Below are 15524 nucleotides of genomic sequence, written 5' to 3' on the forward strand. Positions count from 1 at the left end.
CAGCGATGCCGTACGCCCTGGTCAGCGCCGAGGCGTGACAGATATTGCAAGATCAATAACGGGAAAGACGCAGGTCAACGGATCCTGTGCGAGTATTCGCAAGATCACGGGGAGGGGGAGGGGGAGGGGGAGGAGGGGGATTCGTGACGTGGGGTCAGAGCGCGGTGGTGACGGAGGCGATCTCGTTGAGAGGGAACTCCAGGTAGTCGCCGGCCTCCTCGCACCAGGCGTCCAGGACGCCGCTGCGCAGCTCGCCGTGGCTCACGGTCGCGGTGACCCCGTCGGACAGCGTGATGAACGCACGCACGTTCCGGTCCACCACACAGCCCAGCAGCGACTGCTGCGCGACCGGCAGCCTGGTGGCCATCCGTCCGATCACGGCCCAGGTCTGCCGTCCCGGGCCGGTGGCGTCCGCACCGGAGAGCAGGCGCCTGGCGTGCTCGCGCGGGTCGGGCGGCGGATCGGTGAGCGACCCGGGTGAGCCGGGCGATCCTGGTGAGGCGTCCGCGATGTCCTCGGTGCTCACGACGGCGGCCGGCCGTTCCAGTTCTGCGACCCGGCCTCCGGGCAGCAGGACGAGCCGCCCGCCCGTGGGGGGCTCGTCGCCCACCGGCACCGGGGCGTACCCTGCCTCCCGCAGCGCGGCGAGCGTCGTCCCGGCCGAGGCGGCACCGGCCAGCACGGTGGGGGCCAGGAGACGCAGCCCCAGCCCGGCCAGTCTCCGGTGCGCGGCGATCTCGGCCAGCAGAGCGGGATCGGCGCCCTGGATGATGCAGCCGACGGAGAAGACCGTCACCTCGCCGTGCCGGCGGCCCACGTCGCGGATCAGGTACGCCAGTGGCTGGGGCAGGGTGCCGACCTCGGCGAGCGCGGTGAGCAGACCCTCGGCGGTCTCCCCGCCGTCCAGGGCGCGCCGTACGCTCGCCCGGCTGAACCGCCAGACCGAGGCGGCGCCCCGCGCCTCGCGGTCGGCGGCGCGGTCCAAAAGCGCGGCGAGCTCGACCGAGGGCGGCCCGGTCACGACGGCGGTGAGGTCGGCGCCGAACAGCGCGGTGCGGCGTGCGCTCGCGAGCGCGGCGGCCGAGCGCTCGACCAGCGCCGGGTCGTGTTCGACCTCGGGCGCCCCCGCGTGCCCCTCGTCACCGGCGACCGCGGCCAGCGCGGCCAGCGCCCGGCCGAGGCTCGTGAGCGACTGCCCGGCCGCGAGGCCGAGCAGCCGGGCCTCATCGAGCACGGCGGGGGCGCACTCGTCCAGCAGCTCCCGGTCGAGCATCGGCGCACGCCAGTGGACCGACTGCACGAGCTCACGCAGGGTGGCGAAGCCCCGGCCCTCGGGGATCCCGGCGAGCACGCCGAACACCGCCCACCGGATCCGCGCGATCGTCTCACCGGAGGGATCGTCGCCCAGCACGGTCGGATGGCGCTCCTCCACGCGGCGCAGCGACGACCGCTCCATGCGCCACCACGCGGCCAGCAGGACGCGCAGCCGGGCCGGGGCGTCCTCCAGACGCCAGGCGTCGAACCGGTTGGTCGGAACGAGGAAGCCGGGGAACGCGCCCCCGAGCGCCGGGCGTCCCGGATTCGCGCCGCCGCCGTGCTCCGCGTACTCGGAGTGCTCGGATCGCTCGTCGAGGGCGATCAGCCGGGCGACCGCCGACACCTCGAGGATCAGCCGGGTCTCCTCCTCGGCGCAGCCGGTCTCCCTGGCCAGCCGCTTGACCTCCCGCACGCCGACGCCGCCGTTCTTCAGCAGCGGCAGCGGCGTCTTGCCGATGTTCTCCAGCAGTGTGGTGGCCCGGTCGAGCAGGTGCGGCGCGGCCAGGCTCATCGCGTGCTCCACCTCGTCCGCCGGGGCCTCAACCGTGGCGAGGTCGGGTGGGCACGGCGTGAACGGCCCGTGATAGTCGGGGCCCCGCAGCGCCAGCGCCACCTCGCGCGGCATCTCGGCGAGGTCCCACCGCCCGCGGAAGAGCAGCCCGTGATCGAGCGCCCATTTCTCCGGCGTTCCCGGAGTGACGAAGCGGTCGCCGGTCACGGTGCGGATCGGGCCGTCCCAGGCGAAGCCGTCGAGCAGTTCCATCGTGCCGTACGGCGCCCGGCAGAGCAGCGCGCCGAGGCGCTCGCTGTCGCTCAGCAGCGCCGAGATCCTGGCCGTCATCTGGCGTTTGCCTCCCTGCACGGGCAGATGCAGGTTGCGGCAGATGCGACGGAGTCCCTCGGGGCTGAGCCGCCAGGAGTCGAGGTAGGCGTCGAGGGGGTCGCCCAGGCCGCACGGGGCGGTCGACCAGCGGGCCACAGCGGGGGCGAGGTTGATCCGGCCGTCCGGCCCGGGCCAGGCGAGGGCGTGATCGTAGAGATGGTCGAGCCACGGGACCACCTCGGAGGTGCGCACGCCGAGGAAGCGGGCGAGGTCGTCCTCACCCGGTCGGCCGCCGACCACCAGGCACGCCTGCAGCAGTTCGAGGGGCGGCAGCGGGAGCCCCCGCATGACCTCCATGACGGCGAAGTCGTCGGTCAGGCGTACGGCGAGGGCGTCCATGCGGCGGGGCCAGGGCGCGACGATGGCGTCCCGGCGGTTGGCCAGGACACGGGCGAGCCTGTCTTCGTCGAGGGTCGTCAGCCAGCCGACCAGCTGATCGTCCATACCGGACTCCGGGGAGATGCCGCTCGGGCGTTACGCTCCGATCTCAGCACATCCGGGCTCGCCGCGCGGGCGGTTCGGGGCAGATCGCCTCCCGGTTCACCGGTTCAGCACCGAAGTTCAGCGATTCCGCGCGGGGAGTTCACCGGTTCCGCACCGGATCGGCGGCTTCCCGCGCGCCGGCGGGGGTGGGAACGCCCTCCCGGCGCGGCTCGCCGGCTCGCCGGGCGCGATCAGCCGGTCGTGAGCACGGCCCACACGACCTTGCCCTGCGGGGCGAGTGTGCACCAGCCCCAGCGCAGGCTCAGCGACTCCACGATGTGCAGGCCGAGGCCGCCCGGCTCGAACGGCGACGGTTCGCGCATGACCGGTGCGGCGGAGCCGGGATCGGTGATCGCACAGGTGACCAGCGGGCCGCGTCTGATCAGGGACAGCCGGATGACCGTGCGTTCTCGCTGATCTCCCGGCCCGACGAGCATCAGGCCGTGCCGCAGCGCGTTGGTCGCGAGCTCCGAGACCACCAGCTCCATCGAGTCGAGGAGCGTGGTCATGTGCCACCCGGACAGGGTTCCCGCGGCGAAGCTGCGAGCCGAGTGCACGGACTCGGCCAGGGGCGGCAGGACGAAGGTGGCGCTGCTTCCGGTGCTCGCACTGTTGCCGGCGGGCCTGGGTTCCAGCAGGTCGCGGGCGTTGTCCGGCCACCAGCCGAGCGGCGGCCACCAGTCGCGCGCCGCCCACGGCATCTGGCCACGAGTCAGGTTCGTGGACTGCACGAGATCATGATGCTGGACACTTCGTGCAACTGCAAGAGCGAATGCACGTGCAAGTGTGGTGTGCAGGCGCTACGGTTACCCCCAAACAACCCTGGGACGAAGGGGGCGATCTTTGACAGACTGTGAACGAGTCCACTAAGCGGAGGAATGACACGTGTCGATAGATCCACCCGGATCGGGTTCCACCGTTCGGCGCATCATGCTCGGCGCCAGCCTCAGACGGCTGCGTGAGGAGCGGGGGCTCACCAGAGAAGTGGCCGGATTCCATATCCGGGCCTCGGAGTCCAAGATCAGCCGGATGGAGCTCGGCAGGGTCGGTTTCAAGACGCGTGATGTCGAAGACCTGCTCACGCTGTACGGCGTCGTCGACGACGACGAACGGCGTGGCCTGCTGGAGATGGTCCGCGAGGCGAACACGCCCGGGTGGTGGCACAAGTACGGCGAGGTCCTGCCGAACTGGTTCGTCACCTATGTCGGACTGGAGGAGGCCGCCGATGTGATCCGCACCTACGAGGTGCAGTTCGTGCCCGGCCTGCTGCAGACGGCGGCGTACGCCCGTTCGGTGATCCAGCTCGGGTATCCGGACGCGCCGGATGCCGTAATAGAACAACGTGTGCATCTACGCATGCAGCGTCAGGAGCGGCTGACGAACAGCGACGGGCCCAGATTGTGGGCCGTCATCGACGAGGCCGCGCTGAAGCGACCGATCGGAGGGAAGGCGACCATGCGCGAGCAGATTCAGCATCTGCTTGAGGTGGCCACGCTGCCCAACATCACCCTGCAGGTGATGCCCTTCCGCTTCGGAATGCACGCGGCCGAGGGCGGCGCCTTCACGATCCTCCGCTTCCCGGAGCCCGATCTTTCCGACGTCGTTTACGTCGAGCAGCTCTGGGGCGCCCTCTACCTGGACAAGCGCGAGGACGTCGATCCCTACCTGACGGCCATGGAGCAACTGTGCGTGGAGAGCACGACGCCCGGGGGCACCGCCGAGATTCTCGGCGATCTTCTCAGAGAGACATAAATGCAGACATATAACGGGATGCCCGCAAACGACCTAACCGGTGTCACGTGGCGGAAGAGCGCCCACAGCAACTCGACCGGCAACTGCGTTGAACTCGCCGAGCTTCCGGACGGCAGCGTCGCCGTGCGGAACTCGCGATATCCCGAGGGGCCCGCGTTGATCTACACCAGGGATGAGATCCGCGCGCTCGTGCTCGGCGTCAAGGACGGCGAGTTCGACGGCTTATTGGTTTGATCGTTTCCGGCGTGGAGATGGAGGGCCTGATGGAACCGGTGCCGGTGGGGCTGGTCGGAGCCGGTCCATGGGCCGACATGGTCCACGCCCCCATGCTGGCGGCCGGGCCGTACACGAGCCTGGCGGGTGTGTGGGCACGCAGGCCGGGGGCCGCGGCCGAGCTGGCCGGCAGGCACGGCGCCCCGGCGTTCGAACGGATCGAGGACCTCTTCGAGGTCTGCCGGGCCGTCGCGTTCTGCGTGCCGCCGGCCGTACAGGCGGAACTAGGCGTCCTGGCCGCTGCCGCGGGCAAGGCGCTGCTGCTGGAGAAGCCGCTGGCGGCCGACCTCGACGGGGCCAGGAGGCTCGCCGACGCCGTCGCGGAGTCGGGGGTCGCCTCGCAGATGGTCTTCACGTTCCGCTACTCCCGGGCGACCGCCGAGTTCCTGGAGCGGGCGCGGGCGCTGGAGCCGTTCGGCGGGTACGCGGCGAACATCTCCGGCGCCCTGCACGGCGGCCCGTTCGCGACCCCGTGGCGGCTGGAGCGCGGCGCGGTGCTCGACGTGGGACCGCACATGATCGACCTGCTCGACGCCGCGCTCGGCGACGTGGTCTCCGTCCGGGCGCACGGCAGCGCGCTCGGCTGGGCCGGTCTGCTGCTGGAGCACGCCACCGGCGCGGTGAGCGAGGCGTCGCTGTGCATGGCCGCCCGGGGTGAGACGCCGCCCGCCAGGGTCGAGGTCTACGGGCGGACGGGCAGCGCCCTGCTGCTCGGCTCCGACCTGGGTGAGAGCGTCTTCCCCGAGGTCGCCAGGCAGTTCGCCGAGACGGTGCGCCGCGGCGGGGGGCACCCGCTGAACGCCCGTCACGGCCTGCGCCTGCAGGAGGTCATCGAGGCGGCGGAGCGGCAACTCCGCTGAGCGGCCCCGCCGCCGGGCCCCCGCCGCCGGGCCCCCGCCGCTCGATCCCGCCGCTGAGCCCTCCGGCTGAGCCCTTCCGCTGAGCCGCCGCCATGAGCCGGGCGGTGCGTTGATCCGTCGGCTTGATACGGTACGTCCGACGCGTCCGTGCAGCGAAGTCCGGTGTGAGTCCGGCGCTGTCCCGCAACTGTGGTTCCCCGTCCCCGGGGACGAGCCAGGTCGCCTGCACGGCCGCCGACGCCATCAACCCTCGAGGAAAAGGGTGATCCGTCGTTTTCCGCGGGTCTCTCGATTCCCGGCTCTCCCCCTGGAGGACTCTCTCGTGAGGCCTTTCCGCACGGTCGTCGCGGGCGTGTTGCTGGGTGTCGTCGGTCTGACCGGTTGTGGTCAGACGAACGGCACGGCCACCCCCGCCGCCTCCACAGACCCGGCCGCCCCCGCCACGTCGGCCGGCGCCTTCCCCGTCACCGTCCAGGCCGGAAACGGCGCGGTGACCATCGCCCAGCGGCCCGAGCGCATCGTGTCGCTCTCCCCGACCGCCACCGAGATCCTGTACGCCATCGGCGCGGGCGGCCAGGTCACCGCCGTCGACGACCAGTCCAACCACCCGCCGGAGGCGCCCAAGACGTCGCTGTCCGGATTCAAACCGAACGTCGAGGCGATCGTGGCGGCCAAGCCCGACCTGGTCGTGCTCGGCAACGACCTGGACGACGTCGTCGCCGGGCTGGGCAAGGTCGGCGTGCCGGTGCTGCTGGAGCCGGCCGCCGTCCGGCTGGAGGACGCCTACGACCAGATCGCCGACCTCGGCGCGGCCACCGGCAACGCCGACAAGGCCGGGGAGGTCGTCCAGGAGATGAGCAGGCGGCTGGACGAGCTCGTCGCCGCCGCGCCCAAGGACGCGGAGCTCACCTACTACCACGAGCTGGACAGCACGCCCTACTCGGTCACCTCCAAGACGTTCCTCGGTCAGATCTACGGCCTGTTCGGGCTGAAGAACATCGCGGACGAGGCCCCCGACGCCGCCGGCGGCTACCCCAAGCTGTCGGCCGAGTTCGTCGCGAAGGCCGACCCCGACCTGATCTTCCTGGGCGACACCAAGTGCTGCGGCCAGAGCGCGGCCACCCTCGCCGAGCGGCCCGGCTGGTCCGGCCTTTCCGCCATCAAGAACGACCGGGTCGTCGAGCTCGACGACGACATCGCCTCCCGCTGGGGCCCGCGCGTGGTCGACCTCGCCCAGGTGGTGAGCGGGGCCGTGGTGAAGGCCTCGGCGGATCAGTGACGAAGTGACGAGACGGTGACCCTTCTTCGGCCGCGCGGCCGCGCGCTGCTCGTCGCCGTGGCCGTGCTGGCCTTCTGCCTGATCCTCGGCCTGGTGACGGGGGCGGCCGGGATCTCGCCGCGCGGCGTCGTGCTCGCGCTGCTCGACCGGCTCCCGTTCGTCTCCGTCGACCCGGGGCTGACGCCGGCCGAGCTGGGGATCGTCTTCCAGCTCCGGGTCCCGCGTGTGCTGATCGCCGCCATGGTGGGCGGGCTGCTCGCGATCGCGGGCGCCGGATATCAGGGGGTGTTCCGCAACCCCCTGGCCGATCCGTACCTGCTGGGCGCCGCCGCCGGGGCGGGGCTCACCGTGACGCTGGTCGTGGTGTTCCTCGGCGGCCGGGCCGGGGTGATCGCCGTGCCGGTGGCCGCCTTCGCCGGTGCCGTCGGCGGGGTGCTGCTGGCGTACGCCCTGGGCCGCTCGGCCGGTCGGGGCGGCGGCACGGCCACGCTCGTCCTGGCCGGGGTCGCGGTCACCTCGTTCCTCACCGCGCTCCAGACGTTCGTGCAGCAGCTCAAGGTGGAGGAACTGCAGCGGATCTACGCGTGGATCCTCGGCAACGTCGGCGGCGGCTGGGAGGAGGTCTGGATGGTCGTGCCGTACACCCTGGTCTCGACGGTCGTGCTGCTGCTGCACGGGCGGCTGCTCGACGTGCTGTCGGTGGGCGAGGAGGAGGCCTCCAGCCTCGGCCTGAACGCGGGGCGAGCCCGCCTCATCGTGCTGCTCGCCGCGTCGCTCGCCACCGCTTCCGCAGTGGCGGTCGGCGGGCTCATCGCGTTCGTCGGAATCGTCGTGCCGCACGTGGTGCGCCGGCTCGCCGGATGGTCGTACCGGATCGTGCTGCCGGTGTCGTTCGTCGGCGGCGCGGCGTTCCTGGTGCTCGCCGATCTCATCGCGCGCAGCGTCCTGGCCCCGGCCGAGCTGCCCATCGGCGTGGTCACCGCGTTCGTCGGCGCGCCCTTCTTCGTCATGGTCCTGCGCATGACGAAGGGCGTGAACACATGAACGGCGGAACGTCCAACGGGGTCGAGGTGCGCGGTCTCGGCGTACGGCTCGGCGAGCGGGAGGTGCTCGCCGACGTCGGGCTGTCGGTCGCCGGCGGTGAGTGGCTGGCCGTCATCGGGCCGAACGGCGCGGGCAAGTCGACCCTGCTCCGCGCCATGGCGGGGCTGATCGCCTGCACGGGAGAGGTGCTCGTGGACGGCGTCAGCGCGCGCAGCCTGGGCCACCGCCCTCGGGCCCGGCTCATCGCCTACGCGCCGCAGAACCCCCTCCTCCCCCCGGACATGAGCGTGTACGACTACGCGCTGCTCGGCCGTACGCCGTACATCCCCTATCTGGGCAGGGAGAGCGCCCGGGACCGTGAGGTGACGGGGACGGTGCTGGAGCGGCTCGACCTGACCGGTTTCGCCTCGCGGCGGCTCGGCCACCTGTCGGGCGGTGAGCGGCAGCGGGTCGTGCTGGCCCGCGCGCTGACCCAGCAGGCCCCCGTGCTGCTGCTCGACGAGCCGACCACCGCCCTCGACCTCGGCCATCAGCAGCAGGTGCTCGAACTCGTCGACCGGCTGCGCCTGGCCGACGGGCTGACCGTCGTGACCACGCTGCACGACCTGAACCTGGCCGGACAGTACGCCGACACCCTGGTGCTGCTCGCGCCCGGCCGCGCCGTCGCGTCCGGGCCGCCCAAGCAGGTGCTGACCGAGCCGCTGCTCGCGCGGCACTTCGACGCGCACGTCCAGGTCGAGCCCGGCGCGGACGGCCGGCCGCTGGTGCGCCTGATCAGGCCGGAGGAACGGTGACGGCCCCCGCCGACGCCCCGGTGCAGGGGTCGCTGTCGCTGGCCCTCCGGGCGGTGGGCGGCATGCGGATGGGCACGATCCTGTGGCGCTTCGGGCCCGGCTGGCGGATGATCTCCTCGGCCGTGCTCGGCGGTGGGATCGGCCCCCGGGAGTGGGTGCTCAACGCGCAGGTCGACAAGGACTACGCGCGGACGGACCCGGTGGAGCATCTGATCGAGATGGGCCCCGGAGGTTCCGGCGTCGGGATGCTGACCGCCGCGATGGTCGAGCACTACACCCGGGCCGCCGACGGGGGAGTGGAGGTCGTGGCCACCGTCGGCCTGGGCGTCCCCACCTGGGCCGCCGCCCCGGCGGGTGCCGCGTCCGAGGAGGCCGGCCGCCGGCCGGGCACGATCAACATCATCGTCGCCGTGCCGGTGGCGTTGTGCGACGCGGCCCTGGTCAACGCCGTCATGACGGTGACCGAGGCGAAGACCCAGGCGCTGATCGAGGCCGGCTTCCCCTGCACCGGCACCGCCTCCGACGCCGTGTGCGTGGCCGTACGCGAGGAGGGGCGGCAGGAGCCGTTCGGCGGTCCCCGCTCGGAGTGGGGGGCGCGGATCGCCCGCGCAGTCCACCGCGCCGTCCTCGACGGCGCGCTCGACTGGCGCGTTCGGGCCGCCGGTACGGCACGGCCCTGAGCGAGATGGCGCGCTGTCCCGTTCGAGGCTCAGAACGGCACGGGCCGACGGCGGCGGTAGGCGACGAGAACGAGTGCCACCAGGCCGGTCAGCGTCACCACCGCCACGAGCCGGGAGATCAGCGCGGACGGTGAGTCGAGCGCGGCGGGCCTTCCCGTGTCGCCGGGGTTCGCCGGAAACGCGAACGTGCCGGACACCGTATGCGCGATGTGCCCGCTCTGCACCGTGAGCCGGAAGGTCCATGGTCCGTCCGGAAGCCGGGTGTCCAGTGGGACGGACACCGCGCCCGCCTCGCCCGGCGGCAGGGTCGTGCCCCGGGAGATCGGGTACGGCCCGGCCCGCAGGGAGGCGTGATCGTCGGCCAGCGACAGGTGCCCCTCCAGGTCGATGGCACGCTCGCCGGTGTTGCGCACGGCCGCGGTGACCACTGGGCGCCCGTCCGGCAGCCGCCGGGGGAGCACCTCGCCGATCCGGAACTCCGACGGCGGCTCGCCCCCGGGGCCGACGTCGAGGTAGGCGCGGACGCCGACCCGGTTGACGAGCGAGACGTTCCGCTTCGGGCCCGGTCTCCCGGAGGAGGCCTGAGCCCAGATGACGGCGTACCGTTCGCCCCTGGTCGCCGAGCCCGGCACGCTGATCGTGGCCGTCACCTCGGCCCTGCCGTGCGGCGGCAGATCGACGCCGGACCGGTCGAGTTCGATCCACGAGGTCAGTTCGTTGCGCGCGCGGCCGGGGGAGAACGTGAACGTTCCGCCGTCGATGGCGGCCGCGCCGGCGTAGACCTCGACATGCCGCGGCTTCGCGGAGCTGCTGGAGATCTCCAGCCGCCGGGTGAACGTCGTGCCGGGATTGACGTGATCGACGATGAAGACGCGGGCGCGTGGGTCGGACAGCCGGCTCTTCGGCGCCTCCAGCAGCCGGATGCCGATGGCGCCGGTTCCGTCGTCATGTCGTACGTCCGCGGTCGCGCCGGCCGGCCCGACGACGCCGAGGACTCCGTACAGGAACAGGACGAGCAGCGAAAGCAGGAGGGCGGGCGGCGTCATCGGCGTGCGCGGCGGAAAGGGCGGACGCGGCGGCGGAAAGGGCAGACGCGGCGGTGGAAGGGGCGGACGCGGCGGAAGCGATGGACGCGGCGGCGCCAGGTGATCATGCGACAGAGTGGCTCACCACACCGCTGTAGGCGCCCGCGACCGCGCCGGCCGGGACGTTGACCACGATGGTCGGGTTCCAGGTGGCGCTGTTGGAACCCGACCCGCTCGACTTGGTGAAGGCCGTACGCGAGACGTCCAGCGACTGGGCGGATCCGGCGTTGGCCTGGCCGGGTGTGAAGGTGCCGGAGCCCGTGGTCGAGGTCGCGGCGCCGGACCAGTATTGGACACTGCTGCTCGGGATGGTCTCCGCGGCGGAGAAGCCCCCCGTCTTGAAGCCGCCGGGCGCGATCACCGACGCCGTCCAGATGGCGGTGAGCGCGGCGCGCTGGTCCGACACCGTGACGGCGCCGAGCTGCCCGGTGATCTGGCCGCCGGGTGCTCCGCTCCCGATGGCGACGGGCCCGTTGGGCACGGTTATCGTCAGCCCGTTGGGCGCGTTGACGGTGAAGTTGACCGTGGTGGCGCAGGTCGTGGAGACGGGACAGGTGCCCGCCCGTGCCGGGAGCACGGCCACGATGGCCGGCGTCAGGCTCGCGACTCCCGCGCACACGACGGCGAGGCGGCTCAGGCGAGGACGGCCGATGCCGGGGCGGCTCGCGGACACGGTCGTCATCCCCTCCAACCGACTCATCCTCCTGGGGCACGCGGCTCATCCTGGGCCGGAATGATCGACGGTGCGGACCGCGGCGGCGGTGCCCTGCCCACTTTTCATCGTGACTTTCGGATTCTTTTCCCTGATCCCCGCGGCCCGTCCCCCCGGGCAGGATGGTCAGGCCACGGAGTGGGTGACCGTGCCGGTGTAGGTGCCCGCGACCGCGCCGGACGGGACGGACACGACGATGGTCGGGTTCCAGGAGGCGGAGTTCTCCCCCTGAAGCGACTGGGTGTGGCTGAACGCCGTGCGGGTCACGTTGAGCGACTGCGCCGCGGATGCGTTGGCCTGGCCCGGGGTGAAGGTGCCGGGTCCGCCGGTGGCGGTCGCGGGGCCGGACCAGTACGACACGGCGCTGCTCGGGATCGTCTCGGCCGCCGTTTTGCCGCCCGTGGTGAAGCTCGTGGCGGACACGGTTGCCACCCAGCTGCTCCCGGTGCTGCCGGCTCTCGTGTCGCGCACCGTCACCGTGGTGAGCGCCCGGGTGATCTGCCCCCCGGGGGTGCCGCTGAGCAGGGCTCTCGTGTCGGGCACGGTGATCTCCAGCTCGGTCTGCAGGCGCTGGGGGATCCGTACGGCCGTGAGGGCGTCGGCGTGCACGGCCGCGGCCAGAGGGGGAGCCGCGGTCATGGTGGAGACGAAGGCGATCGAGGCGACCGCCGGCATCCCGAAGCGAGACATCGCTACTCCTTCTCAGCACGCGACCGAGCTTCCTCGGCATGCGAGGATCTTCGCGTCAACAGAAAGTAGCAGTGATGTCGCGCGTTGTGTCGTATCTCGCCGGCGAGGGGCACGTCAGCCGGTGAAGGCCACCGTATTGATCATGTGATCGATGAGCTGCCGCTCGCACCGGGCGCAGAAGAACGTGATCAGGGTCGTCATCCCGTCCTGACCCTCCCGGACGAGATAGGCGGAGAAGTCGAGCCGGCCGCCCGGCGCCCCCGTCTGCGCCGGGTCGCCGAGCACCCCGTCCAGCCGGAAGGCCGGTCGGCCGCCCACCGTGGTCGGCATCGGGGCGCCGGTGTAGCCGACCGTTCCCGGGAGCGACGACTGCAGGCTCTCCTGGAGCTCGGTCGGCGAGTCGGAGGTGCTGAGCGTGTTGCTCACCTGGGCGAACACGCCGACGGCGTGCTCCGGCCGGTTCGCGATGACGGGGTTGACCTTCGACCAGTCGGTGTTGCCCGGCACGGCGAACAGCGCGTCGAACTCGCCGACGGCCGGGGAGGCGATCATCCACTGGTCGGCGTTGGTCCTGGCCTCGCCCCAGGTCGACGGGTACGCCATGGTGAACGGCGCGGCCGTGCTGCCCGGATAGGTGTTCCAGGGGGCGGAGGTGTCCCCGCCCTTGGTGAGGATCAGCGTGGCCGCCACCGCGATCGACACCAGCACGGCCAGGCCGCCGATCAGCGGCCCGAGCGGCAGCCTGCGCCCACCGCCCGCCTCGACCGGCTGCCCCGGGTGGGAGACCGGCGGCTGGGACGGCTGCGACGGGTGCGACGGATTAGAGGGATGCGAGGGATGCGAGGGCTGCGAGGGATGGGATGTGGGTCCGGAGAAGACGGGTGGGTACGGCTGGGCGCCGGGATATGACTGGGCCGACGGCTGTGCCTGATTCGGCTGATGTGGGTGCTGTGGTCGATAGGGCTCCTGCGGGAGCGTCTGCGGCTGCCACTGCGGGTACGGCTGTCCGCCCGCCGGACCGGCCGCCGGCTGTTCGCCGCCGCTGATGGCGTCGCGGAGCGCGGAGACGAACTCCCGGCAGGTCGCGTACCGTTCGGCCGGGTTCTTGGCCAGGGCCCGGGCGAGCACGGGGTTGACCGCGTGCGGAAGGTCGGGGCGGTAGGGCGTGAGCGGCGGCGGATCATGGGAGACGTGGGCGTACAGCAGCGCGAGCTCGGTGTCGCGCTGGAACGGCGGCTGCCCGGCCAGCGCTTCGTAGACCACGCAGGCGAACGCGTAGAGGTCGCTGCGCCCGTCCACGGCGAGGCCCCTGATCTGCTCCGGCGCGACGTAGCGTGGCGTACCCATGAAGTGCCCGTGGCTGGTCAGCCCCGCCTCAGCGGCCGAGCTCTTGGTCAGCCCGAAGTCGGTCAGGTAGACGTGATCGCCCTGGGCCACCAGGATGTTGGCGGGCTTCACGTCACGATGCACCAGCCCGCCCGCGTGCGCGGCGTCCAGCGCCGCGGCGATCTGGGCGAACAGCGGGTTGGCCCGGGCCACCGGCAGCTGACCGGTCGCCTGGACGAGTTTGCGCAGGTCACTGCCCTCGACGTAGCGCATGGCGATGAACAGCAGGTCCTCGCGCTCGCCCGCCTCGTAGATCGGGATGATGTTGGGGTGATCGAGGCTCGCCACCAGCCGTGACTCGCGTACGAACCGCTCGCGGAACCGCTCGTCATGGGAGAGCTGCGGCGCGAGGATCTTCAGGGCCACCGCCCGGCCCAGCCGCTGGTCGCGCGCTCGATAGACGGTGGCCATGCCGCCTCGCCCGATGACCGCCTCGATCAGGTGGTCGCCGAGCCGCCGGCCGATCAGCGAGGGCATCGAGGGGGTGTCCGTCATGTCACTGAGTCCACAGGATTGCCGCAGAAGCCGCAGAACCGGTGTCCCTGGCCCAGCCGCATGCCGCACTGGGTGCAGAAGTTCATCTGCGGCTGCCCGTGCGGCGGCCCGGAGGACACGGACGGCGACGACGGGACGGACGGCGCAGAAGGCACAGAAGGCACGGAAGGCACGGAAGACGTGGATGGCACTGAGGGCACGGAAGGCGCCGAGGGCGCCGACGGCCAGGAGGGATGAGAGGGCTGGGAGGTCCCACCGGGCGGCGAGGGGTCGCCGCCGCTCCCGCCGACCCCGGCCGGGTGGTGGGGCGGCGCGCCGATGACCTGTGTGACCGCGTGCGCCGGCCACGGCTCCGGCGTCTGCACGGGTGTGTCGATCGAGGAGATCCCCGGATCCCCGGCGGCCGCCGCCACGGTTCGCCGGCGTCGCGACAGCGCCGTGGCCGTCGCGACCAGCACCACCAGGACCGCGAAGCCGCCGGCGACCAGGACCAGCGGGGAGACGCCGGACGCCGTCTCGACCGGCGCTGCGGAGGGCCCGGCCGTACCACCGGCCCCGTCCTCCGTCGCGCCCGCCTTCGCCCTGGCCTCCTTCAGATGGTCGATCGCGACCGCATGGTCGGGGCGCAGGTTCAGCACCTGCCGCAGCACCGGGATCGCGTTGGCGAACTGCTTGTTGTGATAGGAGGCGAGGGCGGTCTCGTAGACGTTGTCGACCGGCCCGCGACGCGGGGTCACCCCGGCCGCCACCAGCGCGGTACGGATCTCCTCGACGGGGGTGATGGTCGCCGGGAGGCCGCCGCCGCCGGACAGCAGCCCGATGACCTCGCTCTTGGCGTCGTCGATGAGCGCGGCGCCCGGCGCCCCGTTCTTCAGCAGCGCCGTGATCTTGTCCTGCTCCTTCTCGGTGATGGTCCGGCTGCCCGGGGGATCCAGATGCGCCGTGTCCAGCTTGGGCGGCAGCTTCGCCGACGGCCTGCCGGTGAGCGTCATCACGTCGATCGACTCGACGGCGCCGCCGAGGGCGGTCCCGAGCGGCACGGTGGGCAGGGTCCCCTTCTCGCCGCCCTTGGCGACCTTCAGCACGGCCGGGGCGGCCGGGGCGGCGCCCGTCGTCAGGATCTGCGCGGGCAGCCCGCCGGGCGCGGGAGGATCGAGGTACGGAAAGACCGTCACGTTGACGGTGACCTGGGCGATGCAGGTCGAGTCGGTCTTCTGCGGCGGATAGCAGGCCTGGAGCCGCCGGTTGAGGTCGGGGTCGTCGAGCGTGTGCCGTTTGAAGTCCGCCGGGACCTTCACCTTGAAGTATTCGGCGAACACCCGGTTGGCCGCGTAGACCCTGGGGTCGCGGTCGGTCTGCACCACCTGGGTGGCGGTGACCACGACGCCGTCGGGGGTGACGGTGAACCCGCTGCCCTTCGCCAGCTCGCTGTCGTACTCCCTGACGACCTGCTTGATGATGCTCCGGTCGTCCAGCAGCGTGATCGACACGTGTGAGGACGACTCCACCCGCACGGCGCCGGGTGTGACGCGGTCGGTGGACCCGCTCGGATGGGGATGCATCGGCAGCGGCGCCGCCTGCGCGACCTGCGCCATCACCACAAGAGACACCGCCAGCAGGGGCGCCGCGATGGCGGCATGGGCCGCCGGCCCCGCGAAAAGTGAGTGCAGGCGGGGCATCCCGGCCTCCTATGCCTGATGTGAACAGTCCAAGGGTCTCAACGCGGACAGTGCCGGACAAGCCTTAGAACCGTGCCGACATCCAGTTGATACAGCCCATTGATCTATGCGT

The 15524-nt window shown here is 72.1% G+C and carries 14 protein-coding genes; 7 read left to right on the forward strand and 7 right to left on the reverse strand.

The window, feature by feature from the left end:
- Positions 1 to 154: 154 nt before the first annotated feature.
- Together AP234_RS22885 and AP234_RS22890 are read right to left on the reverse strand one after the other, a co-directional pair.
- Positions 155 to 2644 carry a helicase-associated domain-containing protein gene (locus AP234_RS22885; protein ID WP_055481763.1) on the reverse strand — a complete coding sequence of 830 codons (2490 nt, stop codon included), beginning with the start codon at positions 2642 to 2644 and terminating at the stop codon, positions 155 to 157.
- A 230-nt stretch (positions 2645 to 2874) separates the two neighbouring features.
- Positions 2875 to 3414 carry an ATP-binding protein gene (locus AP234_RS22890; protein ID WP_055481764.1) on the reverse strand — a complete coding sequence of 180 codons (540 nt, stop codon included), beginning with the start codon at positions 3412 to 3414 and terminating at the stop codon, positions 2875 to 2877.
- Between the two features lie 199 nt (positions 3415 to 3613).
- On the opposite strand from AP234_RS22890, the gene AP234_RS22895 reads away from it, so the two are divergent.
- From AP234_RS22895 to AP234_RS22925, 7 genes are all read left to right on the forward strand, one after another.
- Positions 3614 to 4435 carry a helix-turn-helix domain-containing protein gene (locus tag AP234_RS22895; RefSeq protein ID WP_062414503.1) on the forward strand — a complete coding sequence of 274 codons (822 nt, stop codon included), beginning with the start codon at positions 3614 to 3616 and terminating at the stop codon, positions 4433 to 4435.
- Positions 4436 to 4669 (forward strand): DUF397 domain-containing protein, encoded by a 234-nt coding sequence (locus tag AP234_RS22900; protein ID WP_055481766.1) that lies wholly within the window; start codon positions 4436 to 4438, stop codon positions 4667 to 4669. It abuts the gene before it with no gap.
- 29 nt (positions 4670 to 4698) lie between these two features.
- Positions 4699 to 5568 carry a Gfo/Idh/MocA family oxidoreductase gene (locus AP234_RS22905; protein ID WP_055481884.1) on the forward strand — a complete coding sequence of 290 codons (870 nt, stop codon included), beginning with the start codon at positions 4699 to 4701 and terminating at the stop codon, positions 5566 to 5568.
- Between the two features lie 322 nt (positions 5569 to 5890).
- Positions 5891 to 6847, forward strand: coding sequence for an ABC transporter substrate-binding protein (locus AP234_RS22910; protein WP_055481767.1), 957 nt, complete (start codon positions 5891 to 5893; stop codon positions 6845 to 6847).
- A 15-nt stretch (positions 6848 to 6862) separates the two neighbouring features.
- Entirely contained in the window at positions 6863 to 7891 is a 1029-nt protein-coding gene (locus tag AP234_RS22915; RefSeq protein WP_055481768.1) for a FecCD family ABC transporter permease, read from the forward strand.
- Positions 7888 to 8685, forward strand: a complete 798-nt coding sequence (locus tag AP234_RS22920) for an ABC transporter ATP-binding protein (protein WP_055481769.1) — start codon at positions 7888 to 7890, stop codon at positions 8683 to 8685. Before AP234_RS22915 ends, AP234_RS22920 begins: the two co-directional genes overlap by 4 nt.
- Before the next feature lie 62 nt (positions 8686 to 8747).
- On the forward strand, positions 8748 to 9365 hold the full coding sequence (locus AP234_RS22925; protein WP_055481885.1) for an adenosylcobinamide amidohydrolase: 618 nt from the start codon (positions 8748 to 8750) through the stop codon (positions 9363 to 9365).
- 29 nt (positions 9366 to 9394) lie between these two features.
- Here the strand turns inward: AP234_RS22925 and AP234_RS22930 are convergent, their stop codons facing one another.
- The 5 genes from AP234_RS22930 to AP234_RS22950 form a co-directional block, all read right to left on the reverse strand.
- Positions 9395 to 10411 carry a hypothetical protein gene (locus AP234_RS22930; protein ID WP_063843054.1) on the reverse strand — a complete coding sequence of 339 codons (1017 nt, stop codon included), beginning with the start codon at positions 10409 to 10411 and terminating at the stop codon, positions 9395 to 9397.
- 103 nt (positions 10412 to 10514) lie between these two features.
- Complete coding sequence (locus tag AP234_RS22935; protein WP_235558328.1) at positions 10515 to 11132, reverse strand: hypothetical protein; 618 nt, start codon at positions 11130 to 11132, stop codon at positions 10515 to 10517.
- Between the two features lie 156 nt (positions 11133 to 11288).
- Positions 11289 to 11852 (reverse strand): hypothetical protein, encoded by a 564-nt coding sequence (locus AP234_RS22940; protein ID WP_055481770.1) that lies wholly within the window; start codon positions 11850 to 11852, stop codon positions 11289 to 11291.
- Between the two features lie 114 nt (positions 11853 to 11966).
- Complete coding sequence (locus AP234_RS36515; RefSeq protein ID WP_152990568.1) at positions 11967 to 13733, reverse strand: serine/threonine-protein kinase; 1767 nt, start codon at positions 13731 to 13733, stop codon at positions 11967 to 11969.
- Positions 13730 to 15412: a zinc ribbon domain-containing protein gene (locus AP234_RS22950; RefSeq protein WP_055481771.1), complete on the reverse strand. Its 1683-nt coding sequence runs from the start codon at positions 15410 to 15412 to the stop codon at positions 13730 to 13732. Before AP234_RS22950 ends, AP234_RS36515 begins: the two co-directional genes overlap by 4 nt.
- Between the last annotated feature and the right edge of the window lie 112 nt (positions 15413 to 15524).

The sequence above is a fragment of the Sphaerimonospora mesophila genome (genome assembly GCF_001417795.1).
GTDB lineage: Bacteria > Actinomycetota > Actinomycetes > Streptosporangiales > Streptosporangiaceae > Sphaerimonospora > Sphaerimonospora mesophila.